Here is a 24,463-nt window from a genome sequence, read left to right on the forward strand (position 1 = left end):
GTCCCGGTCGGGACTTTCGGCGTCAACATCGTCCGTTTCTGTTGATCAATTGCGAAGGGCCTCCCTCGTTCGGGACGATGGTGAGAGAACGAGCCCAGCGTCATCGATCCGGCACATCGTCTCGGCGCAACGGGTCGCGGGTTTAGACAGGCCGCAGCCATTGGTCCGTCCGATCGTTCGAAGGCCATACAGGTTCGTGCCAAAGCGGCACGGCCCGCAGGCACCTCGACGGTCGCCGTCATTCGTCGCGCAAACGGGATGCCGTGACGGGGGCTCATTCCGGCTCCTCCAGAGAGGCGCGGAACCGCGCCGCATCCTGATCCGCAAGGCCCGTCCAGCGGGCCACATTCGCGCGCGAGGCGCGCGACGCCTCGGCCAGACGGCCGGGCTCGAACGCGAAGCGGGCGATCGCCTCGGCCGCGTCGGCGGCGGCGAGCGGGTCCACATGAAGGCCGGACCCCGCGAGGACCTCCTCGAACACGGCTCCGCGCGGCGCCACCACGGGCAGGCCGCCGTGCTGAACCTCGAGCAGGGGCAGCCCCAGCCCCTCCGCCTTCGACGTCGAGAGGAGCAGATGGCTGCTTTCGACGATCCGCCTCATCCCGGCATCGTCCACACCGTGATGGAGGCCGATATGGGGCGGCGGATCGCGCAGGAAGGCGTGCTCCCCCCAGCCGATCCGCCCGACGATGTCGAGACGGGCGGGGATGCCGCGCGCGTTGAGGGCTTCGACGATCGCGATCGCAGCCGGATAGTTCTTGCGTGGCTCGATGGTGCCGATCGCGAGAAGGCGGAGGGTCTCTCCGGGCAGCGGCACGGACGGAGGCGGCAGATCCACGAGCCCGAACACGTCGCCGGCCTTCGGCCTCAGGAGATCGATCGCCGCACCCGCCCTCGTGAAGGCACGGAGCTCCGTCGCCGTGGTCTCGGAATTGACCAGGAAGCGACGGCCCCGCCGCACGGCGAAGCGGAAGGAGGGCGCCATGTAGAGGCGGGCCTTCCAGCTGAGGTCCTCCGGCCGCGTGAGGAGAAAGGTGTCGTGGACGTAGATCAGGCAGCGATCGCCGAGCGCCACGGCCAGCGGGCCAGGCGGGAAACCGGGAAACACGAACAGCGCGCGCCGGTCGGCGAGGCCGCGGGCCGGCAGGCCGAGATGCTGCTTCAGCATCATCGACAGCAGCCCGCGGCTGCGAACCAGCTCGACCCGATGCGGTGCCAAAGCCTGCGGCCCGAAGAGTTCGAGCGCCACGCGCTCGATCCCCGTCACGTGGCCGCGCAAATTCGTCTGGTCGACGATGATCCGCCGGGACATTCCGCTCATGCCCGTGCTCCCGAGAGAAATTGGCGCGACCGATAGGCGCCGTAGAGCAGCCGTCTCATCCAGAGCGGCTGCGCACGCCCCCAGATCCGCTGCTTCAGCCGCCGCGCGAGGCGCGCGATCCGCGAGGGCGCAGGCCGGACGGTGCCACGTTCGCCGGGCAGCGGCTCGGCGGAACAGGCGAAGCTGCGCAGAATGTCGGGAGAGAAACGGATGCGCCCGCCCGCCCCCTCCGGCAGCAGCCCGCGCTCCTTGAGGCCCTCTCGCAGCGAGAGGTACGACGCCGCGTGGCTGTTCCGGCTCTCGAGCGCGATCCGGCCCCAGGCCCCGAGAGCCGCCCGCCGCTCGGGATCGGCGACGAGAGAGCGGATCGCAGCCGCCATAGCCTCCGGCCGTGGCTCGACCAGAAGGCCCGAGACGCCCTCGATCACGGCACTCGTGAGACCCGTCAGGCGATAGGCGATCGTCGGCGTGCCGCAGAGCCCGGCCTCGACCGCCGTCTGGCCGAAGGTCTCGAGCCGGCTCGCGATCACATGGAGGTCGCAGGCGCCGTACCACGCCGCGAGGGCCGCCTCGTCGGCGATCGGACCCGGCGTGACGAGGTTCGGCAGCGGAAAGGCCGCCGGGTCGTCGATGCGGCCGATCGCGACGAAGCCGATCCCCGGCGCAGCGACGGCCGCGAGCGCCGCCGCGAGATCGGGGCCGCCCTTGTCCGGCTGGTCGGCAATGACCGCACCGAACAGGATCAGGACGTCGTCCGGCGGCAGGCCCAGCCTGCGGCGCAGGGCGGCCTTGTCCGCCGGCGGCCGGAACACCTGGCTCGGAAAGGCGAGTTCGATCCGCGCGGTCCGGACACCGTCCGGCGCGAAGGCCTCGGCCTGATCGAGCGTCCAATCCGAATTGGCGAGGAGCGTCGTGCCGGAGGCCAGCGTCTCGCGCTTGCGCGCAAAAAACTCCGCGATCCGGCTTGGCGCGAGTTGCGGATAGAGATCCGGCGTCGGGCAGGCTGCATCGCAGCCCCGCTCGACGATCAGCCGGCATCCGTCCGGATGGGCGCAGCGGCCCGTCAGCGGGAAGAGGTCGTGCAGCACCGCCGCGACGGGGACATGCGCACCGAGCCGGGACAGGGTGTCGAGGCTTCGCGTCGCGCCGTGGAGATTGCCGGCCATCACCCAATCGGGCGCGTCGGCGAGGATCGCCGCCTCAATCGTCGGGAATGCATCGGTCCACTCGGCCGCGATCGTCGGAGAGGCGTCGTTGAACCGGAAGGTCCTCACATCGTGCCCGCCGAAGCGCAGTGCCTCCACCAATCGGCGATGCGCGATCCCGGCCCCGCCGGCCCCGCCGGCATCGTTGATCGCCGCGATCCGCAGCGGCTTCGGCTGAGCTGCGGCCGCCAGGGACTCGACAGGCCGGACCAGAACCGGCCGCCCGATCCGCGCGATGCGCGCACCGGCTCCGGCGATGCGCTGCCACAGATCGCCGACCGCATCTCCGGCGAGAGGCGACACGCCCCCGGCGGCCCGTATGGCTGCGAGGCTGAACAGCACGTCGCCTGCCGGCTGGCCGTCCGGCGCAGCGCCGGCGGGATGCTCCAGCATGTCCACCGCGACGGCGGTGCCGTCATGCAGGACGCGCAGCCCATGGACGAGCCCTGTCCGCTCCCTCTCGGCGGTGAGGACGAGGGCGGCCAGGGCTCCCGGCGCAAGCCTGTCCCCGGCTTCGAGAACGAGGAGGAAGGAGGCGCTCGACCGCTCGACCGCTCGCGCCAGCGCTCCCGGCACGGCTGCCGCGACGGGCACGACGCTCGCCGTGGGATAGGCCTGCCGCGCCACCGAGGCCGCGCTCGCCGCTGCGGCCTCCCCCTGGGCCGCGTTCGCAACGACGAGGATCGCAACCTCGGGCCAGCCGCGTCCGTCCGGCAGCGTCGCCGGCAGAGCGCCGATCGGAGCCCAGTCGAGCAAAGCCGAAGACCCGTCCGGCAGAGGCTCCGGCGCAAGGTCCCTATCGGGCTGGAAGAAGGTGGCTCGGGCGGGTGGCATGGTCGAAAGCGCGACAATGCGGGAAGCTCCCGCACCGTCTCAGGACGTCCTCTGAGGTATTGTCAGGTTCGATCGCGTCACTATGGAGGCGGGGACCCTAAGGTTTGGTCCGCATTGCATGCGTTTTTTCCGGCTTCCCGTTGAGGAGGCCTTAACCAAGCCGACCGGCGCCCGCGCTTTCCGGATCACCGTTGGGACGGCGGTAAGCTGTCCTGCGTCAACTCAAGCCATGTCGCGCAAGCTTTCGGAACGAGGCCCGAGCCTTCGCAAGGCCGTATCGTCGCCTGGCTCGGCCGGACCCATGCGCTGCTCCTCCACAGAGCGGCCCCCTTCCGCTGCACGGATGGGCTCGCCGTGATCCGGCACCATTTCGCCCTTTATCTGGTGGCTCGCGCCAGCGCCGCCGCGGGCAATCTCGCCGCCATCGCGATCTTCACCCGGCTCGCCGGCCCCGAGATCTACGGCCATTACGTCGTCATGTTCGCCGCCGCCCTCGTCATCAGCGGGTTCTCGGCGCAATGGATCCGCTACGCCTTCTTCAACAATTACCGATCCGACGACGACCGCGACTTCTTCGCGAGCTTCGTGACGGTCCTGGCCATCTCGATGGCCGTGACGAGCGCGATCGCCATCCTGGCCTTCGCGCTCGACGGTGTCGGCGCCGTCTTCGCGGCGGGCGCGCTCCTGATCGGCCTCTCGACGGCCCTGTTCGAGGTGCTGACCGAGGTCTGCCGGACGCGGCTCGAAGCTGGCCGCGCCGCACTCAGCATCATCCTGAAGGCCGCGCTCGTCCTCGCCTTCGGCACGATCGCGCTCGTCACGGATCGGAGCGCGCTCGCCCTCGCCCTCGGCATCGCGGTGGCCCACCTGATCGCCAGCATCCCGGCCGCGATCACCCTCGGCCGCCTTCTCGGCGGTCGGCCGACCTGGCTGCACGCGCGCAAGCTCCTGGTCTTCGGCTGGCCGCTGATGCTGTCCTTCGGAATCGGGTCCTTCGCGCAGGGCGTGGACCGGTTCTTCCTCGCCGGCGCGGAAGGCGCCGCCGTCGTCGGAGCCTATGGCGCGCTGAGCGATCTCGTCCGGGCGAGCTTCGTCATCCTCGCCGAGAGCATCAGCATGTCCGCCCTGCCGCTGGCGAAGCGCCTGTTCTCCGAACACGACCGGGAGGGGACGGATCGCACGCTGGCGCAGGCCTATTGCGTCCTCCTCGTGATCGGCGTCTTCATGCTGGCCGCGTTCATCGTCTTCGGACCGCTGATCCTGCCCTTCGTGTTTCCCGCGAGCTTCCTGCACGGATCGGACAGCCTCCTGCCGGTGATCGCGCTCGCAGCGTTCCTGCTCGTGCTGCGCAACGTCTATCTGGCCCAGATCATCTACTTCACGCGGGCGAGTTGGATGGAACTCGTGTCCGCCCTGATCCTGACGCTCGTGAATCTCGGCTTCTGCGCGCTGCTCATCCCGCATTACGGGGCGCTCGGCGCCGCGCTCGCCTTTCTCGCGGGCCAGGTGGCGGCAGGGGCGTTCTTCCTGTTCGCCGGTCCGCGCGACTTCCGCATGCCGACGCCGTTGCGCCCGACCATGGGCGTCCTCGGGGTCGGAGCCGCCCTCCTTCTCGCATGCCACGGCCTCCGTCTCGCCGATCTCGGCTTTGCGACGACCCTGGGGCTCGAGTTCCTGCTGTTCGTGGCGGCCTTCGCGGCCACCGTCCGCGCCTTCGGTCTCCGGTTCTCGATGCTGCGCGCCGCCATCGGCGCCGCGCTGTCCCGGATCGGAGGCGCCGGCCGCCAGGCCCGGCCCGGCGCCTGAGATCCCGCCTCAATTCATCAGATTGCCCGTCGCGGCATCGACCGGAACGATCTTGCCGCCCTTCACATAGGCGAGCGAGAGCCGCACGTTCGAGCCGCCTCGCTCGTCGACTTCGGTGATGTGGGCCGGATTCCGGCCCGGCGGCAGCGACTTGAAGGCCTCGGTCAGCTTCGCAAGGATCTTCGCCGCATCGCTCGTCGTGCCCGCGAGCTTCATCGCTTCGGACACGGCGTTGAGCGCGGCGTAGTTGTAGGCCGCCTCGGAGCCCGGATCGCGGTTGTAGGCCTTTCTGAAGCGGCCGACGAATTCCTGGGTGCCGGGCCGCGGATCGAAGACCGTCGGCAGGACGCCCATCGCCCCTTCGAGCTGCTGATAGCCACCCAGCACATGCGCGATCTCGTCGAGCTTGGCCTGGTCCATGATCATGAAGCCGCCCTGGAAGCCGAGCTCGCGCGCCTGTTTGATGACGAGCGCGGTCGGTTCCGACGCTCCGCCGACGAAGAGGACATCGGGGTTGCCGGCCATCACGCGGCTGACGCCGGAATAGAAGTCGGTGTCCTTATTGTAGGACATCGCGTTCTCGGCGACGACCGTGCCGCCCGCCTTGGTCCAGGCCGGCTTCATCAGCGCGGCCCAGGCCTTGGCGTAGTCGTGATCGGCCCCCGCCATGCCGAGCTTCTTGCCGAAGGAGCCCATCGTCGTCTTGATGAAGGGATCGATATAGCCGGCGAAGGAGGGCGGTATGCGGAAGGTGAGCTTGTTCCCGCGCTCGGTCATCTGCGGCACGCTGGTATAGGCGCCGATCAGGAAGCCGTCCTGCTCGTTGAAGGCCTGCATGGCGAAATTGCCGCCCGAATGCGGGCAGAAGACGACGGGCGCCTTGTACTGGGCCCGGAGACGTTTCGCGTTCACCGCCGCTTCGGATGGCGAGTACTTGTCGTCGAGGCCGACGACGGCGATCTTGTGAGGCTTCCCGCCGATCTGCACGCCACCGGAATCGTTGATCTCCTTGGCCGACATTTCGAGGCCGGTCAGCGTGTTCTTGCCGTAAAGCGCCGCGCCGCCCGAGAGCGGCCCGGTCCAGCCGATGGTCACGGTCTCCTGCTGCGCGAAGGCGCCGCGCGTCGTCGCAACCAGAGCCGCGGCGGCCGTGCCCGCCAGGATGTTTCGCCTCGTCCCGATCATCGCGTTCCTCCCTGTTCCCGCCTCGTTCAAGCTTTCCGCCCTGCCTCCTCTCTTGCGGGAGAAGGCAGCGTCTGGGGGTCACGCCCCGATATAGGCCCTCCGGATCCCCTCATCCCTCAGCAGCGTCGCGGGCTCGCCCTCCATGACGATGCGACCGTTCTCGAGCACATAGGCGCGGTCCGCGATCTGGAGGGCGGCGAAGGCGTTCTGCTCGGCGAGGAGCACCGTCGTTCCGGCGGCGTTGATCGCCTTCACCGCTTCCAGCACCTGCTTGACCACGAGCGGGGCGAGGCCGAGCGACGGCTCGTCGAGCAGGAGCACCTTCGGACGGCCCATCAGCGCGCGGCCGATCGCCACCATCTGCTGCTGTCCGCCGGAGAGCGAGCCCGCCGGATCGTGCCGCTTCTCGCGCAGGATCGGGAACATCCCGAAGACCTCGTCCAGGATCTCCTCGGACCGCGCGGGGTCCCGGCGATGGACATAGGCCCCGAGCCGCAGGTTCTTCTCGACGCTCATGCCGGGAAAGAGCTTGCGTCCCTCTGGGCAATGGACCAGCCCCGCCTCGACGATGGCGGACGGTTTCGCGCCGGCGAGATCGCGGCCGCCCAGGCGGATCGCGCCCGCCTTGAGACGCCGCAGCCCGCTGATGGCGAGGAAGAGCGAGGATTTGCCCGCCCCGTTCGCGCCGAGCATGACCACGAGTTCGCCCGCCTCGACATGGACCGACACGCCGTCGAGCGCGCGGTAGCTGCCGTAATCGAGCGTCGCGCCCTCACATCGCAGCATGGCCGGCTCCGGCGAGTGCGAAATCGGCCCCCAGATAGGCCTCGATCACCTTGGGGTCGCGCGAGACCTCGCCCGGCGTGCCTTCGGCGATCTTCTCGCCGTGGTCGAGGACGACCACCTTGTCGGCGAGGCCCATCACCATCCCCATCTTGTGCTCGATCAGCCCGACCGTGAGGCCGCTCTCGGCCATCTTGCGGATGAGGCGGGCGAGCCCGGCGGTCTCCTCCGGATTGACGCCGCCCGCCGGCTCGTCGAGCAGAACGATGCGGGGCTCGGTCGCGAGCGCGAGGGCGAAGGCGACGCGCTTCTTCTCCTCCTGGCTGATATCGGCGACGACGCGGTCGGCCGCATGGTCGAGCCCCACGAAGGACAGCGCCTCCTCAGCCTTGCGGCGGCATTCGCGGTTATCCGCCCTCGCCCGCGCGGTATTGAGGATCGCGTCGAGCAGGGTCGAGCGCGTTCGCAGACGATGGCCGACGATCAGGTTGTCGAGGACGCTCTCGTCCTCGAACAGCGTCGTCGTCTGGAAGCTCCGCGCGAGGCCGAGCATCGCCATGCGGTCCGGCCGCATTCCCGTCACGTCCTCGCCGTCGAGGCGCACGATGCCCTCGGTCGGCCGGTAGGCCCCCGCGACGAGGTTGAAGAAGGTGGTCTTGCCGGCACCGTTGGGGCCGATCACGGCCGTGATCCGGCCGCGCTCGAAGCTCGTCGAGACGTCCTTCACCGCGGCGAGGCCGCCGAACCGCTTCGTCAGACCCGAGACCTCAAGCATGGGCCGGCGCCTTCCGGCCGTCTGCCGACGCGTCGGCTTCGGCCTGCTCGCGCCGGGCGGCACTGGCCCGCTCGCCGGCCTCGCGCGCCTGCCGCGCCTTGAGCGTGCCGATGATGCCCTTCGGCATGAACATGACGAGGAGGATCAGGAGGGGTCCGAAGACCAGCAGCCGGTAATCCTGGAGGAATTGCAGCGACTGCGTCGCCCAGGTGAGCATGATGGCTCCGATGACGGGGCCCGACAGCGTGCCGAGGCCGCCGACCAGGATGAAGGCGATCATGTCGAAGGCGTTCGTCTCGGCGGCGATGGAGGGGCCGAGGAAGCGCACGAAGCCGGCATAGAGCGCGCCGGCGAAGCCGGCATAGGCGACCGAGATCACGAACGAGAGGACCTTCGTGCGCATGAGCGGCACGCCGAGCGCCTCGGCCAGCGGCTCGCCGTTGCGGATGGCCATGAAGGCGCGCCCGGTCAGCGAATGGACGATGCGGTCCATCACGACGAGCGCGAGGGCCAGCATCGCGAGGATGAGGTAGTATTGCGCGAGGGTCGTGTCGAACCGGATCGGCCCGATCCCGGTCGGCGCGGGGATCCCCATGATGCCGACGACGCCGTGGGTCAGCCCGTCCCATTTCTCGATCACGAGCCAGACGATGATGCCGATGCAGAGGGTGAAGATCGAGAAGTAATGGTGCTTGAGCCGGAGCGAGATGATGCCGGCGACGAACCCCAGCGCCGCCGCGTTCACGCCCGCCAGCAGGAAGGCGATCCAGTACGGCACCCCGTAATCGACCGTGAGGATCCCGACCGTGTAGGCGCCGATCGCCATGAAGGCGGCATGGGCGAGGTTGAGATGGCCCGTATAGCCGAGCATCAGGTTCAGCCCGAGCGCGGCGATGGCGTAGATATAGGCCAACGCCATCACGTAGACGAAGTAGTCGTTCGGCACGACGAAGGGATAGACGAGCCCCGCGAGGATCGCGGCGACGGCGAGGGTCCTGCGGCTCAGCAGCCCGCTCATCGCGCATAGCCCGGAAACAGGCCCTCGGGCCGGAGCGACAGGATCAGGACCAGCGCCGCGAAGGCGATCACGTCCTTCATGTCGGTCGAGACGTAGAAGGCGCCGAAGCTCTCGACGAGCCCGATCACCATCCCGCCGAGAATGGCCCCCGGCACCGAGCCCATCCCGCCGAGGATGATGATGACGAAGGCCTTGAGGATCACGAGATTGCCCATGGCGGGGAAGATCAGGCTGATCGGCACGAACAGCACCGCCGCGACGGCGGCGAGCGCACCCGAGATCGCGAAGGTGATCATCGAGACGCGGGTGAGGTCGATCCCGACCAGCGAGGCCCCTTCCCTGTTCTGCGCCATGGCGATGATGGTCGCGCCCGTCGTCGTGCGGGTGAGGAAGAGGTGCAGCGCGATCATCAGCACCACCGCCCCGGCGATGATGATGCCGCGCTGGATCGGCATGACGAGGCCGGCATTGATTCGCAGCCATTGCCAGATGCCGGGATAGGGCTCGCGCAGACGGTGGAAATCGGCGCCCCAGATGGCCTGGGCGATGGCCTCGATCAGGAGGAGGAGGCCGATCGCCGCGATCATGTCGTGAAGGGGTGGCTTGTCCCGCAGCCGGCTGAAGACCAGGCGCTCGCTGAGCACCGCGATCCCCGCCGTGACCACGGCCGCGAAGACGAGCGCGACCCAGTAATTCGCCCCGAGGGCCGTCGAGGCGAAGAAGGCCGCATAGGCCCCCGCCATGAACAGCGCGCCATGCGAGAAGTTCGGGATGTGGAGGATGCCGTAGACAAGCGTGAGGCCGAGCGCGACGAGGCTGTAGACGCTCCCGAGCGTGAGCCCGTTCAGGACCTGCTGGAAGAACAGCGACACGCGGCCGAACCCTCCCTCGGCCGCATGATCCACGGTCCCGCCGCCGCTCGACGCGGCGTCGGACCGGGAACCTCGGGCCTCTCTCCCGCCCCCGGCATCGCCGCGGGCACGGGGCCGTCTTTGCGGCCTCCGGAAGAAAGCTTGTCATCGGCGTCCGGCCCGGTCAATCAGGCAAACCGGCCGGCCGGCCCTCCTTTGGTCTGAGGCCCGGCGCTCTCGCCGCACCGCGCATGTCCACATCCCCGGGACCGAACATCGTGACCCTTCCCGCCGATCCGGCGCAGCCTGCGCTCTGGCGCGCCTCCGTCGTCACTCTCTTCCCCCAGATGTTCCCGGGGCCGCTCGGCCTGTCGCTCGCGGGCGACGCCCTGCGGCGCGAAGTCTGGTCGCTGTCGACGCAGGACCTGCGCGAACACGGGCTCGGCCGCCACCGCGCGGTCGACGACACGCCGGCGGGCGGCGGGCCCGGCATGGTCCTGCGCGCGGACGTTCTTGCCGCGGCGATCGATGGGGCCTCGGGTCCGGACGACCCGCGCCCCCGCCTCCTCCTCTCGCCGCGCGGCAGGCCCCTGACCCAGGCGCGGGTGCGCGACCTCGCCGCCGGTCCGGGCGTCCTCCTCGTCTGCGGCCGCTTCGAGGGGGTGGACGAGCGCGTCATCGAAGGGCGCGGGCTCGAGGAGGTCTCGATCGGCGACTACATCCTCTCGGGGGGAGAGCTCGCGGCGCTCGTGCTGCTCGACGCCTGCATCCGGCTCCTGCCCGGCGTCATGGGCAAGGACGAGTCGGGCACGGAGGAGAGCTTCGAATCCGGCCTTCTCGAATACCCCCACTACACCCGCCCGCGCGACTGGGAGGGGCGCGGCATCCCGGAGGTCCTGACGGGCGGCAACCACAAGGCCATCGCGGCCTGGCGCCGCGAGCAATCCCTCCGCCTGACCAAGGCCCGCCGACCCGATCTCCTCGATCCGGCATAGGGGCCGCGTGAGAGCGCCCGGGCGGCGGGGCCGATGGGCCTGTCGTGCCCGATCATGGCTCGGATGAAGGTCGGCGCACCTGCCCGGCGAGGGTCCCCGACTGGATGGCGCCGTGAAAACGCGAGAATATAATTCACGAACACAAAAAAATGGCCCATGAATTGCTGCGGGGAGTTTGGGCAGAAGGGCAGGCAATGCGGGTAGGGATCGAAATCGGCGGCACGTTCACGGACCTCGTGGCAGCGGGTCCGAACGGGTTGACGATCACCAAGGTGCCGAGCGTGCCGGCGCGGCCGGACGAAGGTGTGTTCGATGCGCTCGATCGGGCCGGCATCGCCTGCGAGGCGATGGTCGAGCTCGCCCACGGCTCGACGGTGGCGACCAATGCCGTCCTGGAACGGAAGGGCGCCCGCCTCGCCTTTCTGGTGACGGCCGGTTTCGGCGACGTCCTGACGATCCAGAGGCTCGAGCGGCGCCGCATCTTCGACCTCCTCTACCGCAAGCCCGTTCCGCTCGTCGCCCGCAAGGACGCGTTCGAGATTCCCGAGCGCACCCTGTTCGACGGATCGATCGCGGAGCCGCTCGATACCGGCCGGATCCGGGCCTCGCTCGAGGCCTTCCTCGCTGCCGGCGATTACGGATCGGTCGCCATCTGCCTCCTCAATTCCTTCGCCAATCCCGATCACGAGCGCCGGCTCGCGGAGCTGATCCGGGACGTCGATCCCTCGCTCGACGTCACCTGCTCCTATGACATCTCCCGCGAGTACCGGGAGTATGAGCGCGCGACGACGACCACGATGGCGGCCTACGTGCAGCCGGTGATCGCCGCCTATCTGGCGCGCATGGAGAGCGTGCTGGCGAGCCGCGGCTTTGCCGGCAACCTCAGCATCATGCAGTCGAACGGGGCCAGGATGCCCGCCGCGGCAATGCGGCGAAACGCGGTGACGGCGCTCCTGTCCGGGCCGGCCGCCGGCGTGACGGGCGCGGTCCGGCAGGCGGGCCTGTCCGGCATCCGCAACCTCGTGACGCTCGATATCGGCGGCACCAGCGCGGATGTCTGCCTCGTGGTCGACGGCAAGCCGCAGCTGTCGCAGGAGGCGAAGATCGACGGCCTGCCGATCCGCACGCCGATGGTCGACATCGCCACGGTGGGCGCGGGGGGCGGCAGTCTCGTCTGGGCCGACGACGGCGGCATGATGCGCGTCGGGCCGCAGAGCGCGGGCGCCAATCCGGGGCCGGCCTGCTACGGCCGCGGCGGCACGCAGCCGACGCTGACGGACGCCCATGTCCTATGCGGGCGCCTGCGCCCCGAGGCCCGGCTGGCAGGCTCGATGCAGCTCGATGTCGAGGCGTCGCGCCGCGTCTTCGCGCCTATCGCCGAGCGCTTCGGACTGGAGCCTGCGGCGGCGGCCGACAGCGCCGTCCAGATCGCCATCGCGAACGTCGTCGCGGCGATCCGGCAGGTCTCGACGGAACGCGGCCGCGATACGCGCGACTTCACGCTCGTCCCGTTCGGCGGCGCCGGTCCGCTCCATGCGGCGGCCGTCGCGGAGGCGCTCCATATCGCGACCGTGCTCGTGCCGCCGAATGCCGGCGTCATCTCCGCCTATGGCCTGCTCGTCTCGGACCATTCCCTGTTCGAGAGCCTGACGAGGCCGATCCCGCTCGACGAGGCCGCGCCCGACAGGGTCCGGGACACCCTGGGCGGTCTGCGCACGGAGCTCGCGAAGCGGATCGAGGAGCTCGGCGTTCCGGGAGATCGGCTCTTCGAGATGTCGCTCGACATGCGCTTCAAGGGACAGGCCTTCGAGATCACCGTGCCGCTCGCGGAGGCAGATGTCCCCGAACTGACCCGCGAACGCCTCCTCGCGCTCTTCGCCCGCGAACACGAGGCGATCTACAGCCATGGCGGCGGCGTCGGGCGGAACGCCGTCGAAATCGTCTCGTACCGCGTCGGCCTGCACGTGCCGCAACTGGACCGGCTGAGCATGTCCTCGAGCGGCGCGGAGACGTCCGCCGAAGGGAGCTGCGAGGTCTTCGACCGTGGCGAGAGGCTGGACGCCCGCCTCCTCTGGCGCGGATCTCTGCGGGCCGGACAGAGCGTCCAGGGCCCGGCCGTCATCGAGGACACGACGGCGACGATCTGGATACCCAAGGGCTGGAGAGGCGAGATCGACGGCCATCAGAACCTGATCATGAGGGCAGCAGCATGAGCACGATCAGCCCCGTCGATTACGCGGTCATCAGCCAGGCCTTCCTCTCCGCGGCGCGCGAGATGGGCGCCAAGCTCTGCCGCGCGGCCTATTCCTCGATCGTGCGGGAGGCGAAGGACGCCTCGACCGGCATCCTCAACGCCCGCGGCGAGGCCGTCGCCCAGAGCGACGAGCTGATCCCGATCCTGGTCGGCTCGCTGTCGATCGCCTTCCGGCACTGCGCCGCGGCCTGCCCGGTGGAGGAGCTCGTCGAAGGCGACTTCTACATCACCAACAATCCCTATCAGGGCGGCCATCACCTGAACGACGTCTTCATCTTCGTGCCGATCTTCGTGGACGGCCGGCTTCTCGGATTCAGCGCCGCCGTCGCCCACCAGCTCGATGTCGGCGGCTCCTCGACCCTCAGCAACATCGCGAGCGACGTCTACCAGGAGGGCCTGACCATCCCGGCCGCGCGCTACAGCATCGCTCGCGATTGGAACGGCGGCCCGCTGGAGAAGCTCATCGCGGCCAATATCCGCGTCCCCGACCAGACGATCGGCGACATCAACTCCCAATTCGCGGCCTGTCGGACCGGCGTCTCGCGTGTCGTCGACCTGTGCGCGAAATACGGGACGGCCAAGATCCTCCAGGTCATGGACGAGATGCTCGACTATTCGGAGCGGCGCGTCCGCACGGCCATCGCCGCCATCCCGGACGGGACCTACCGGGCCGAGGACACCCTCGACGACGATGGCGTCACGGGTCATCCGCTGACGGTTCAGGTCGCCGTGACGGTCGCAGGCGATACGATGGAGATCGACTACGCGGGCACCGCGGACCAGGCCAAGTCCGGCCTCAACTCGCCCTTCGCCTCGACCGTCTCCGCGACGCTGACGGCCATCAAGGACATCGTGACGGGCAGCGACGTCCCCTACAACGAGGGGACCTTCCGGCCGATCACCATCAAGGCTCCGCTCGGCAGCTTCCTCAACCCCCGGCATCCCGCGCCGGTCGCCGCCCGGATGGAGCCGATCTACCGCGCCTTCGACAGCATCCTGATGGCGCTCGGCCAGGCCATTCCCGAGCGGGTCATCGCCTGCGGCTACGACAGCACCTACCTCACCTCGCTCAGCATCCTGGAGAGCGGGGGCTACCAGGTCTTCATCGAGGTCCATGGCGGCGGGTGGGGAGCCTCGGCGGAGGGTGACGGGGCCGACGGCATCGCCCAGCCTCTGTCGAACTGCACCAACGTCCCGGTCGAGATGACCGACATGGGCTACGACTATTTCCGGATCGAGGAATACAGCCTCGTCCCGGATTCCGGCGGAGCCGGGAGGCATCGCGGCGGCCACGGCACGAAGCGGGCCTTCCGCATCCTCAAGGACGGGGTGCGCTTCTCCATCTACGCCGACCGCTTCGAACGCCCGGCCGCCGGCATCCGAGGCGGCGGCAGCGGCAGCCCGGCGGGATGCGAGGTCGTGCGCGGCAACGAGCGCATCCCCTATCGCTCGATGGGATCGGACGTGCTGAGGAAGGGCGACCTCTTGGTGGTGCGGACCGGCGGAGGCGGCGGCTACGGCGCCGCCTGACGGCCCGGGAGCTTTGCCCGGACACGCCTGACCCGGCCCGTCGCACACCGGACGCTATCCGGGCGGCTTATACCGCACGCCGTACGCCAACCTGTTCGCTTGCGGTGGTGTCCGGGCGGCATGCTCACGCCGACGACGGCGATCGACCTTACCCGTGCTGCCGCCGCGCCTCGCGCCGGGGCGTCGCGTCGGTTCGCGGGCGGCCGAGATAGGCTTCGATGACCGCCTCGTCGCCCGTGACGGAGACCGGGGGTCCATCGGCGATGCGGGCCCCGAAGTTCAGGACGGTCACGCGTTCGCAAAGGCCCATGATGAAGCGCATGTCGTGCTCGACGAGGACGATCGTCATGCCCTCGGCCGCGAGCCGGCGGATGATGCCGGCGACGAATTCGGTCTCGACCGGATTGAGGCCGGAGGCGACCTCGTCGAGGAGAAGGAGGCGCGGCTCGGTGGCGAGCGCGCGCGCGATCTCGAGCTTCCGCCGGGCTCCGTAGGACAGGCCCGACACCGTCGTGTCCGCTTCCCCGTCGAGGCCGACGAGCGCCAGCAGCCGCAGCGCGACCTCTGTCTGCTGCGCCTCGTCGCGGGCCTTGGCGCCGAGCGAGAACATGCTGCCGAGAAAGCCGCAGCGCGCATGCCGGTGACGGCCGGTCAGCACCGTCTCGAGGACCGTCATCGCCTCGAACAGGCGCGGCGTCTGGAAGGTCCGGCAGATTCCGGCCTCGACACGCATGTGGACGGGCAGATGGGTCACGTCCCGGCCGTCGAAGCGGATCGTGCCCGCGCTGACCGGCGTGACGCCGGAGACGAGATCGAAGGCCGTGCTCTTGCCGGCCCCGTTCGGCCCGATCAGGCCGTGGATGGTGCCGGGCACGACGTCGAGGTCGACGTCCCGGACCGCGACGAGACCGCCGAAGCGCCGGGTGACGCCGCGGAGCGACAGGATCGGGGCTGCGTTGCTCATGGGCGGCGTCCGCGGCCGAACCGCTCGGCGAGGCTGGAGCCGACACCGGCGATCCCGCGCGGCATGAAGACGAGGGCGAGGATCAGGAAGACGCCATAGGCCAGCATCTTGTACTGCGCGAAATCGCGCAGGTACTCGGGCAGCACGACGAGGAGCGCCGCCCCGATCACCGCGCCCGCGAGGCTGCCGAGCCCGCCGACCGTGATCATGATCAGGATCAGCAGGGATTCGTGCCAGGTGAAGGTCTCGGGACTGACGAAGCGGAAGACGTGCGGAATGAACGAGCCGCCGAGCCCCGCGATGGCGCAGCCGAGCGTGATGGCGACGATCTGGTAGCGGTGGGTCGGCACGCCGATGCTGCGGGCTGCGACCTCGTTCTGGCCGATGGCGCGAAAGGCCCGTCCGATGCGCCCGTGCGTCAGGCGGATGAGCAGGGCATAGACCACCGTCAGCGCCACCATCTCGGCGATGAAGAGGTCGAGCCGGCTCGTCGCCGTCCAGCCGAGAAAGCTGATCGGCGGCACGCCTTTGACGCCCGCCGTGCCGCCGGTCAGCGACACCCAGTTCGAGATGATCTGGTGGACGATGATGCCGAAGCCGAAGGTCGCGATCTTGAAGTAGATCCCCGACAGCCGGACGAGTTGCGCCATCACGAGGCCGGCGAGGGCCGAGGCGAAGACCGCCCCGAGGCAGGCGACCGGGAAGGAGAGGCCGAAATTCTTCTCCAGAAGCACGGTCGTGTAGGCGCCGATCCCGAGGAAGGCGGCGTGGCCGAGCGAGAGCTGGCCGGCGAGCCCGACCATGATCTGCAGGCCAAGGGCCGCGATGGCGTGGAACGCGACGACGCAACCGAGATAGAGCGCGAACCCTCCGAGCCAGATCGGCAGCAGCCAGGCGATCGCCATCAGGACCGCGAAGACGATCCAGTCGCGATGGCCACGGCCACGTCGCCCCGGCTGCGCGGGCGACTGGGCCGGTGTGACGGCATTCGCGGGAGCGGCGCTCATCGGCGCGCTCCCGACAGCAATCCCGTCGGCTTCAGGAGAAGGATTCCGATCATGATCGCGAAGGCGATGCTGTCCTGATACTCGGTCGCGATCAGCTGGCCGCCGAAGGTCTCGCCGAGACCGATGATGAAGCCGCCGAGCACGGCGCCCGGAATGCTGCCGAGCGTGCCGACCACGGCCGCTGCGAAGGCCTTCACGCCGATGACGCCCATGTCGAAGGAGACGTAGGAGATCGGCGCGTAGAGGACGCCCGCGGCCGCGCCGATCGCCGAGGCGAGCGCGAAGGAGACGGAGGTCGCGAGCGCCGGGCGGACGCCCATCGTCGCCGCGGTGTCGGGATCGTCCGCGGCGGCGCGCAGCGCGAGGCCGAGCCATGTGCGGGTGAAGAAGAGATGCAGCCCCACCAGCAGCGCCGGCATGACCACCGCGATGTAGAGATAGACGGCCGGCAGCGGGTAGCCCGCGAGCGTCAGGGTCTGGTGGGTGAGCCCGGTCGGGTAGACGACCGGGTCGGCGCCCCAGATCAGCCGGGCCCCGTTCGAGAGCACGATCCCGATCCCGAGCGTGAGCAGCACGAGATAGACCTGATCGGCCCGTCGGGCCACGCTGGGCCGGATCGCGACCCGCTCGATGACGAAGCCGAGGAGCGCGGCGCCCAGCATCGCGCCGATGATGGCGAGCCAGAACGGGATGCCCGGCGCCGCGACGAGGATCGCATAGCCCAGGAAGGCGCCGATCATCATGATGTCGGCCTGGGCGAAGTTCACGAGGCCCATGGCGCGGTAGATCATGCTGAAGCCGATCGCCACGAGCCCGTAGATGCAGCCGACGGCGAGGCCGCTCATCAGTTGAATGACGAAGGTCACGTCGCCGCCCGCCGCTCTTTCACGCCTGCCTCTCTCACTTCATCAGGAAGTCGAGCTTCAGCTCGTCGCCCGTCAGCTGCACGAAGGGGAGCGGCCGCACGACGTCGCCGTTCGGCTGGATGGTGATCGTGCCCGTCGCGCCCTCGAACCCCTTGGTGGTGAGGAGAGCGTCGCGGATGCCCTCCGAGGTGAGCTTCCCGGCGGCCGAGGCGCGCCTGATCGCGTCGGCGAGCACGTAGATGCCGTCGTAGCCCATGCCCTCGTATTGCGTCGGCTGGCGCTTGTACTTGGCCTGCCAATTCGCCGTGAACTCCTTGCCGCGAGCCGTGTCGATCGAGCCGGCGAAGTAGTAGAGTGCCCCGTAGGCGCCGTTGGCGGCCGGCCCCGCGATCTCGCGGAACTGCCTGATGGCCGGCGAGGTGTTGGCGAAGGTCGGGATCGCGATCTGCAGCTCGCCCATCTGCTTCATGATGAGGCCGGTATCCGTGTAGAAGCCGAGGATCGACACGAAATCGGGCTTCGCCTCGGCCATCTTGGCGAGGATGGGCTTGAACTCACGGCCGTTCGGCTCGTAGGCGACGCGCCCGGCCACGGTGACGCCGAGTTCCTTGGACTTCTCCTCGAAGGCGTCCGCCAGCGACTGACCGTAATTGTCGTTGCGGGCGAGGATGTAGACCGACTTCGCCTTGCGGCTCTCCAGCACCCATTGGGCCGCGCTCGACGAGAAGGTCTTCGCCGTCTGGGCGATGCGGGCGAAGTACTTGTTGCCCTTTTGCGTGAGCGAGGTGTCCTGCGCGAGATGCGACAGGAGCGGCACCTTGGCCGCCTCGGTGATCTCGATGGCGGCGGCCGTCTCGGGGCTCGTGCAGCCGCCGAACACGGCATGGACCTCGTCGGCGTCGATCATGCGCTGGACGGCCTGGGCCGCCTGGCTCGGATTGCCGCCGGTATCGGCGGTGACGAGCTTGATCGTGTGCTCGCCGAGCATCTTCGACTTGGCGATCTCGTCGAGCGCCACCTTGGCGGCTTCGAGGGAGTCATTGCCGTAGACGGCCACCGCCCCGGAGAGCGGGCAGATGAACCCGATCTTGATCTCCTTGGCGAAGGCCGGCGTCGCCAGGAGCGGCAAGGCGGCCGCGAGGAGCACTCCGAATCCCGAGCGCCGTGCTGTCAACCCTCGAACCATGGCACACCCCTCTCCAGACAGAACCAAAGGACGCCTCAGCCGACGCCGAGGTAGCTTGCGCGGATTTCCGGATCCGACAGAAGACGCTCCGCCGGCCCTTCGCGCCTGATCCGCCCCCGTTCGAGCACGTAGGCGCGGTCGGCGACGTCGAGCGCCTCGCTCGCGTTCTGCTCGACCAGGAGGATCGTCAGGCCCTTGCCGGCGAGCGTGCTGATCATGTCGAAGACGGCGTCGATCAGCATCGGCGCGAGGCCCATCGAAGGCTCGTCGAGAAGGAGGACCCGCGGCTTCGCCATCAGCGCGCGGCCCATGGCGACCATCTGCTGCTCGCCGCCCGACAGGGTGCCGGCGAGCTGCGTCCGCCGCTCCACGAGACGCGGGAAGGACGTGTAGATCGCGTCGAGATCGAGCTTCGGCGCGATCCCGCGCCTGTGGGCGAAACCGCCCATCAGGAGGTTCTCCTCGACGCTCAGCGATCCGAAGACCCGGCGCCCCTCCGGCACGACCGCGATCCCGCGGCCCACGATCGCGGCAGGCTCCAGCCCGTCGATCCGCTCGCCGTGCAGTTCGACCCGCCCCGCGTTCGGCTTGAGGAGGCCGCAGATCACGCGGATGGCCGTCGACTTGCCGGCTCCGTTGCGCCCGAGCAGCGTCACGACCTCGCCCTCGCGGACCTCCAGGTCGACGCCCGACAGCACCGGAACGCCGGCGACATAGCCGGCCTCGATGCCTGTCAGGGCGAGTGCTGCAGGGGATTTGCTCTCCATACGTGAAAAAAGAGCACAGAAATTCTCAGATGTGAAGCAAGCTGCGATGGGGTCGGCGGGCAAAGTTCAGGCATGGGCCGCCCATTCGTTGGTCGTACGGCCCGCGGGGCGACGGCGGCGCCCCCTCGACGGAATCGGCTCAGTAATGGGGCGGGGTGATCACCCAGACGATCTCGGTCGGCTCCGATCCCGGATTCGCGCAGCGATGAGGCGTCGTGCTCGGAAAGGAGAAGCTGTCCCCCTTCTCGAGCCGGAAGGCCTTGTCGCCGATCCAAAGGTCCATGACGCCACGGATCACGAGGCCCGCCTCGGCGCCGTCGTGGCTGTAGAAGTCGCTGTCGGCACCCGGAGCGATCGTGCTGAGGAGGACCTCCAGCGGGCCGTTCAGGTTGGGCGACAGCAGTTCCTCGCTGATGCCGGTTCCGGTGAACGACATCTTCCGTCGGCGTCCCGCGCGAACGATGAACTCGCGCTCCTCGGCCGGCCCGATCACGCCGGGCTGGAAGAACCAGCTGAGCTGGACCCCAAGGACGTTCGCGATCTTCTTGAGGACACCGATCGGCAGCCGCGAGCGGTTGCGCTCGATCTGACTGAGATAGCCGGTCGAGACTCCGACCTCATCGGCGATGTGCTGAAGCGTCAGACCCTTGATCTTCCGCAGGGCTCGGATCTGTTGGCCGAGTTCGAGTTCCTCGTCCTGATGCTCTGCGATGCTCTCGGGCTCGACGGCCTCGCGTGGATGACCTGCCGCGTTGGCGACCATAACTCGGACGACCTCATCTCTCGACTGACTTCGGCCATCGGCCGATGGTCAGGCGTATGCGCAGACCGATCCGGGGGCAACAGGCCGGAGGTGGACGCTGGTGAGCTGCAGGCGGGGGGATGCCAGCGCCGTCGCGGAAGAGGATCGCGACGGGTCCAGCCTTTGGGCAGCCTTCGGCCTGGACCAGGCGCCCAAGGCCCGTTCTGTGAAATATAAAGCATAAATTTCACGCTTGTAAAAACACGCCCTGCATGAAACCTTCGCGTTGGTCGATGCGAGCGCCGCCGCGGTGCCGGGACGCTCCAGGTTCGATCGACCGAGCACAGGGCAACAGAGCGGCCGACATGACCCAGATTCCCTCGAAGGCGCGCGTCGTCATCATCGGCGGCGGGATTTCGGGATGTTCGGTCGCCTATCACCTCGCAAAGCTCGGCTGGACCGATATCCTGTTGCTCGAGCGCAAGCAGCTGACCTGCGGTACGACCTGGCATGCGGCCGGCCTGGTCGGTCAGCTGCGCGGCTCCCAGAACATGACGCGGCTCGCGAAATATTCGGCCGATCTCTACGTCAAGCTCGAGGAGGAGACGGGGATCGCCACGGGCATGCGCCAGAACGGGTCCATCACCGTCGCGCTCACCGAGGAGCGCCGGGAGGAGATCTACCGGCAGGCGACGCTGGCGCGGGCCTTCGATGTCGATGTGCAGGAGGTCTCGGCATCCGACGTCAAGGGGATGTATCCGCACCTCAACATCGCCGACGTCGTCGGGGCAGTCCACCTGCCGCGCGACGGGCAATGCGATCCGGCCAACATCGCCATGGCGCTGGCCAAGGGCGCACGGATGGGCGGCGCCACGATCGTCGAGAACGTGAAGGTGACGGCGGTCCATGACAGGGACGGCCGCGTCACCGGGGTCTCCTGGCAGCAAGGCGAGGAGCAGGGCACCATCGAGACCGACCTCGTCGTCAATTGCGGCGGCATGTGGGGGCGCGACCTCGCCGCCCGCTCGGGCGTCACGCTGCCGCTGCACGCCTGCGAGCATTTCTACATCGTCACCGAGGCGATCCCGGACCTGCAGCGGCTCCCGGTGCTGCGGGTGCCCGACGAATGCGCCTACTACAAGGAGGATGCCGGCAAGATGCTGCTCGGGGCGTTCGAGCCCAAAGCCAAGCCGTGGGGCATGGACGGGATCCGCGAGGATTTCTGCTTCGACCAGCTCCCGGAGGATTTCGAGCATTTCGAGCCGATCCTGGAGAAGGCCGTCCGGCGCATGCCGATGCTGGAGACGGCGGGCATCCACACGTTCTTCAACGGGCCGGAAAGCTTCACCCCGGACGATCGCTATTATCTCGGCGAAGCGCCTCAATTGCAGGGCTATTGGGTCGCTGCGGGCTACAACTCGATCGGCATCGTCTCCTCGGGCGGGGCAGGCTTCGCGCTCGCGCAATGGATGAACGACGGCGAGCCGCCTTTCGACCTCTGGGAGGTCGATATCCGCCGGGCCCAGCCTTTCCAGCGCAACCGCCGCTACCTGAAGGAGCGCGTCACCGAGACGCTCGGCCTCCTCTACGCGGACCATTTCCCCTTCCGCCAGGTCGAGACGGCGCGCGGCGTCCGGCGCTCTCCCCTGCACGCCCATCTGGCGGAACGCGGCGCCGTGTTCGGCGAGGTCGCGGGCTGGGAGCGCGCCAACTGGTTCGCCCGCGACGGCCAGGAGCGGGAGTACCGCTATAGCTGGAAGCGTCAGAACTGGTTCGAGAACCAGCGCGAGGAGCATCTCGCCGTGCGGAACGGCGTCGGGCTCTTCGACATGACGTCGTTCGGCAAGATCCGCATCGAAGGGCGTGATGCGCTGGCCTTCCTGCAACGCGTCTGCGCGAACCAGATGGACGTCGCGCCGGGCCGGATCGTCTATACGCAGATGCTGAATGCACGCGGCGGGATCGAGAGCGACCTCACCGTCACGCGCCTTTCCGAGACGGCCTTCCTCGCCGTCGTTCCGGGCGCCACCCTGCAGCGGGACCTCGCCTGGCTGCGCCGCCACCTCGGCTCCGAGGAGTTCGTCGTCATGACCGACGTCACGGCCGCGGAAGCCGTGCTCGTCCTGATGGGACCCAAGGCGCGGGAGGTCATCGCGCGCGTGAGCCCGCAGGACTTCTCGAACGAGGCCTTCCCCTTCGGAACGGCCCAGGAGATCGAGATCGGGATGGGCCTCGCTCGGGCCCACCGCGTGACCTATGTCGGCGAGCTCGGCTGGGAGCTCTACGTCTCGTCCGACCAGGCGGCGCATGTCTTCGAGGCGATCGAGGAGGCCGGGGCCGCGTCGGGCCTGAAGCTGTGCGGCCTGCACACGCTCGATTCATGCCGGATCGAGAAGGCGTTCCGGCATTTCGGCCATGACATCACCGACGAGGACCACGTCCTGGAGGCGGGCCTCGGGTTCGCGGTGAAGACGGCCAAGGGCGAATTCGTCGGCCGGGACGCCGTCCTGCGCAAGCGCGATGCGGGGCTGGAGCGCCGCCTGCTGCAATTCAGGCTCCGCGATCCCGAGCCCCTGATCGTCCACAACGAAGGCATCGTGCGGGACGGCCGTATGATCTCCTTCGTGACCTCCGGCAATTACGGACACCATCTCGGCGGCGCCGTCGGCCTCGGCTACGTCCCCTGTCGGGGCGAGAGCGAGGACGACATCCTGTCGTCCCGCTACGAGATCGAGATCGCGGGGGAGCGCTTCGCCGCCGACGTCTCGCTCAGGCCGATGTACGATCCCAAGGCCGAGCGGACGCGCCTGTAGGCGGAGGTCGCACTCGCCACCTCAGGGACCGAGCCGCCGCGAGCCGCCGGCTCAGGCGATCATCGGATGACCGCCCGCGACGTCCAGGATCGAGGGGATGACGTGGGAGCGGCTCCGCCACGCCTTGGGCAGGCGCCGCGGGAGATTGAGAACGATGTCGGCGAGGCCGGGCTCGTCGATGAGGTCCGCCGCGTCATCCGTGGTCAGCCAAGCGATCGCGCGCTCGCCTTTCTCCTTCCAGGTCGGAAGATGTCCCTCGACGTGGAAGATGAAGACTCTCACCCTCAGCAGCTCGAAGTGATCCTTGCCGCGCCTCCAGGCGAGATAGGAGCCGATCGGCTTGGGATGAGCCCATCCGACGAGCCCGGCCTCCTCCCGCGCTTCGATGGCCGCGGAACTGTGATCCTCCTCGCCCTTCACGGGCCAGCCCTTGGGCACGATGAAGCGCTTCGTCTCGCGCGATGTGATCATGAGGACGCGCAAGGCGCCCGAAGGATCGCGCGCGAGCGGCAGCGCCGCCACCTGCTTCCTCGGTCCTCCATCGCGACGCTTTCCCATGGCGCGCTCATAGGGGCTTTCGCGGGCGGATTGTAGTCGGCCCTGACGATGACGCCGGGAGGGCATGCGTCAGAGGACGATCGAGATCGAACCCATCGACCGGCGGTGGAGAAACCCGCTGCGGACCCGGCCCATCCGCTCGGACAAAGCCGCCGGCGGCGTCCTCCGTTCCCGATGCCACGACCAGACCGGCCATGCCGCCGCTCGGGCGCGACGATCCTTCGTTGCCATAATGCAACGTTTCGGAATCGCGCTTTCATTTCAGCTTGTTATCGAAGCGATCGCGGCGCGCCGGCGCGCCGGATCCCCTCCCCTAAAACGATTCCAGATCATTGTGATTGTGACACAAATTCCCGCGGGGTAACTCTTCGGCGTGCTCAATCGATGGATGGCGGCGAGCAGTACGGCGCATCTGTGGCGCGTCATGGTCAGGAGAGCCCGAAATGCCCGGGGCACTAGTTCAGGACCTGCAGCGGTCCGAAGAGGGGCGTCTCCGTCGCTTCTTCATGCGGCGTTTTCGGAACGCGACCGAAGCGGCCGACGCAACGCAGGAGACCTTTCTGCGCATGCTCTCCGTGCCGTCCAAGACGGTCATCGAGAACCCGCAAGCCTACCTGTTTCAGGTGGCGAAATCGGTCGCCCACGCGACATCGGCCCGTCTTGCTGCGGATTCGGATCTGTTCCTTCCGGCGATCGCGGGCGAGAACCGGGCGGCGGACGCCCCCGACCAGGAGCGGATCGTCAACGGCCGCCAGAGCCTGATCCTTCTCGCCAAGGCGATCGAGCAACTGCCGAACCGGTGCCAGGAGGTCTTCATCCTGAGCCGCTTGCACGGCTTGCCGAACGGCGAGATCGCTACCCGGCTCGGCATCTCCCGCAACATGGTCGAGAAGCACATCATCAAGGCCCTGATCCGCTGTCGAAACGTGCGCGCCGAGATTTTTTTCTAAACGGGCGTCAGGTCGCAGCCCTGTTTTTGACTCTAAGAGGGGAGCAGCCGCGA

Annotated in this window: 20 protein-coding genes; 6 read left to right on the forward strand and 14 right to left on the reverse strand. The window is 68.6% G+C overall.

The genetic code is table 11. The features are described from left to right. Positions 1-274: 274 nt before the first annotated feature. Both EV668_RS11585 and EV668_RS11590 read right to left on the reverse strand, forming a co-directional pair. On the reverse strand, positions 275-1,321 hold the full coding sequence (locus tag EV668_RS11585; protein ID WP_133769885.1) for a glycosyltransferase: 1,047 nt from the start codon (positions 1,319-1,321) through the stop codon (positions 275-277). Next, positions 1,318-3,360 (reverse strand): glycosyltransferase, encoded by a 2,043-nt coding sequence (locus tag EV668_RS11590; protein ID WP_133769886.1) that lies wholly within the window; start codon positions 3,358-3,360, stop codon positions 1,318-1,320. Before EV668_RS11590 ends, EV668_RS11585 begins: the two co-directional genes overlap by 4 nt. A 354-nt stretch (positions 3,361-3,714) precedes the next feature. Here EV668_RS11590 and EV668_RS11595 point away from each other — a divergent pair, with 354 nt between their 5' ends. Beyond that, a complete protein-coding gene (locus EV668_RS11595; protein ID WP_133769887.1) occupies positions 3,715-5,166 on the forward strand; it encodes a lipopolysaccharide biosynthesis protein in 1,452 nt (483 codons plus the stop codon). Positions 5,167-5,175: 9 nt separating this feature from the next. Here EV668_RS11595 and EV668_RS11600 read toward each other — a convergent pair whose 3' ends face one another. The 5 genes from EV668_RS11600 to EV668_RS11620 all read right to left on the reverse strand — a co-directional run bounded on the left by EV668_RS11600 (position 5,176) and on the right by EV668_RS11620 (position 9,832). Continuing rightward, a complete protein-coding gene (locus tag EV668_RS11600; protein WP_133769888.1) occupies positions 5,176-6,351 on the reverse strand; it encodes an ABC transporter substrate-binding protein in 1,176 nt (391 codons plus the stop codon). Positions 6,352-6,429: 78 nt separating this feature from the next. Next, entirely contained in the window at positions 6,430-7,137 is a 708-nt protein-coding gene (locus EV668_RS11605) for an ABC transporter ATP-binding protein (RefSeq protein ID WP_133769889.1), read from the reverse strand. After that, positions 7,124-7,909 (reverse strand): ABC transporter ATP-binding protein, encoded by a 786-nt coding sequence (locus EV668_RS11610; RefSeq protein ID WP_133769890.1) that lies wholly within the window; start codon positions 7,907-7,909, stop codon positions 7,124-7,126. The genes EV668_RS11605 and EV668_RS11610 overlap by 14 nt, the downstream gene beginning before the upstream one ends. After that, complete coding sequence (locus EV668_RS11615; protein WP_133769891.1) at positions 7,902-8,927, reverse strand: branched-chain amino acid ABC transporter permease; 1,026 nt, start codon at positions 8,925-8,927, stop codon at positions 7,902-7,904. The genes EV668_RS11610 and EV668_RS11615 overlap by 8 nt, the downstream gene beginning before the upstream one ends. After that, positions 8,924-9,832 carry a branched-chain amino acid ABC transporter permease gene (locus EV668_RS11620; protein WP_208111505.1) on the reverse strand — a complete coding sequence of 303 codons (909 nt, stop codon included), beginning with the start codon at positions 9,830-9,832 and terminating at the stop codon, positions 8,924-8,926. The genes EV668_RS11615 and EV668_RS11620 overlap by 4 nt, the downstream gene beginning before the upstream one ends. A 197-nt stretch (positions 9,833-10,029) precedes the next feature. Between EV668_RS11620 and trmD the strand changes: the two genes are divergently transcribed. The 3 genes from trmD to EV668_RS11635 all read left to right on the forward strand — a co-directional run bounded on the left by trmD (position 10,030) and on the right by EV668_RS11635 (position 14,557). Beyond that, positions 10,030-10,773, forward strand: coding sequence for a tRNA (guanosine(37)-N1)-methyltransferase TrmD (gene trmD, locus EV668_RS11625; protein WP_133769893.1), 744 nt, complete (start codon positions 10,030-10,032; stop codon positions 10,771-10,773). A 194-nt stretch (positions 10,774-10,967) separates the two neighbouring features. Beyond that, complete coding sequence (locus tag EV668_RS11630; protein ID WP_133769894.1) at positions 10,968-12,986, forward strand: hydantoinase/oxoprolinase family protein; 2,019 nt, start codon at positions 10,968-10,970, stop codon at positions 12,984-12,986. After that, positions 12,983-14,557, forward strand: a complete 1,575-nt coding sequence (locus EV668_RS11635; RefSeq protein ID WP_133769895.1) for a hydantoinase B/oxoprolinase family protein — start codon at positions 12,983-12,985, stop codon at positions 14,555-14,557. The genes EV668_RS11630 and EV668_RS11635 overlap by 4 nt, the downstream gene beginning before the upstream one ends. Positions 14,558-14,705: 148 nt before the next feature. Here EV668_RS11635 and EV668_RS11640 read toward each other — a convergent pair whose 3' ends face one another. The 6 genes from EV668_RS11640 to EV668_RS11665 form a co-directional block, all read right to left on the reverse strand. After that, positions 14,706-15,521 (reverse strand): ABC transporter ATP-binding protein, encoded by an 816-nt coding sequence (locus EV668_RS11640; protein WP_133769896.1) that lies wholly within the window; start codon positions 15,519-15,521, stop codon positions 14,706-14,708. After that, entirely contained in the window at positions 15,518-16,528 is a 1,011-nt protein-coding gene (locus tag EV668_RS11645; RefSeq protein ID WP_133769897.1) for a branched-chain amino acid ABC transporter permease, read from the reverse strand. Before EV668_RS11645 ends, EV668_RS11640 begins: the two co-directional genes overlap by 4 nt. Beyond that, positions 16,525-17,394 carry a branched-chain amino acid ABC transporter permease gene (locus tag EV668_RS11650; protein ID WP_133769898.1) on the reverse strand — a complete coding sequence of 290 codons (870 nt, stop codon included), beginning with the start codon at positions 17,392-17,394 and terminating at the stop codon, positions 16,525-16,527. The genes EV668_RS11645 and EV668_RS11650 overlap by 4 nt, the downstream gene beginning before the upstream one ends. 34 nt (positions 17,395-17,428) lie before the next feature. Then, a complete protein-coding gene (locus EV668_RS11655) occupies positions 17,429-18,541 on the reverse strand; it encodes an ABC transporter substrate-binding protein (RefSeq protein WP_166652416.1) in 1,113 nt (370 codons plus the stop codon). A 74-nt stretch (positions 18,542-18,615) separates the two neighbouring features. Continuing rightward, on the reverse strand, positions 18,616-19,347 hold the full coding sequence (locus EV668_RS11660; protein ID WP_133769900.1) for an ABC transporter ATP-binding protein: 732 nt from the start codon (positions 19,345-19,347) through the stop codon (positions 18,616-18,618). A gap of 139 nt (positions 19,348-19,486) precedes the next feature. Beyond that, positions 19,487-20,110: a helix-turn-helix domain-containing protein gene (locus EV668_RS11665; RefSeq protein ID WP_133769901.1), complete on the reverse strand. Its 624-nt coding sequence runs from the start codon at positions 20,108-20,110 to the stop codon at positions 19,487-19,489. Positions 20,111-20,454: 344 nt separating this feature from the next. Here EV668_RS11665 and EV668_RS11670 point away from each other — a divergent pair, with 344 nt between their 5' ends. Continuing rightward, positions 20,455-22,902, forward strand: coding sequence for a GcvT family protein (locus EV668_RS11670; RefSeq protein WP_133769902.1), 2,448 nt, complete (start codon positions 20,455-20,457; stop codon positions 22,900-22,902). 51 nt (positions 22,903-22,953) lie between these two features. On the opposite strand, the gene EV668_RS11675 is transcribed toward EV668_RS11670, so the two are convergent. After that, positions 22,954-23,424, reverse strand: coding sequence for an NUDIX hydrolase (locus EV668_RS11675; RefSeq protein ID WP_245513017.1), 471 nt, complete (start codon positions 23,422-23,424; stop codon positions 22,954-22,956). A gap of 479 nt (positions 23,425-23,903) precedes the next feature. Here EV668_RS11675 and EV668_RS11680 point away from each other — a divergent pair, with 479 nt between their 5' ends. Next, entirely contained in the window at positions 23,904-24,410 is a 507-nt protein-coding gene (locus tag EV668_RS11680; RefSeq protein WP_133769903.1) for a sigma-70 family RNA polymerase sigma factor, read from the forward strand. The last annotated feature ends 53 nt before the right edge of the window (positions 24,411-24,463 follow it).

This window comes from Enterovirga rhinocerotis (assembly GCF_004363955.1).
In the GTDB taxonomy this organism is placed as follows: Bacteria; Pseudomonadota; Alphaproteobacteria; order Rhizobiales; family Beijerinckiaceae; genus Enterovirga; species Enterovirga rhinocerotis.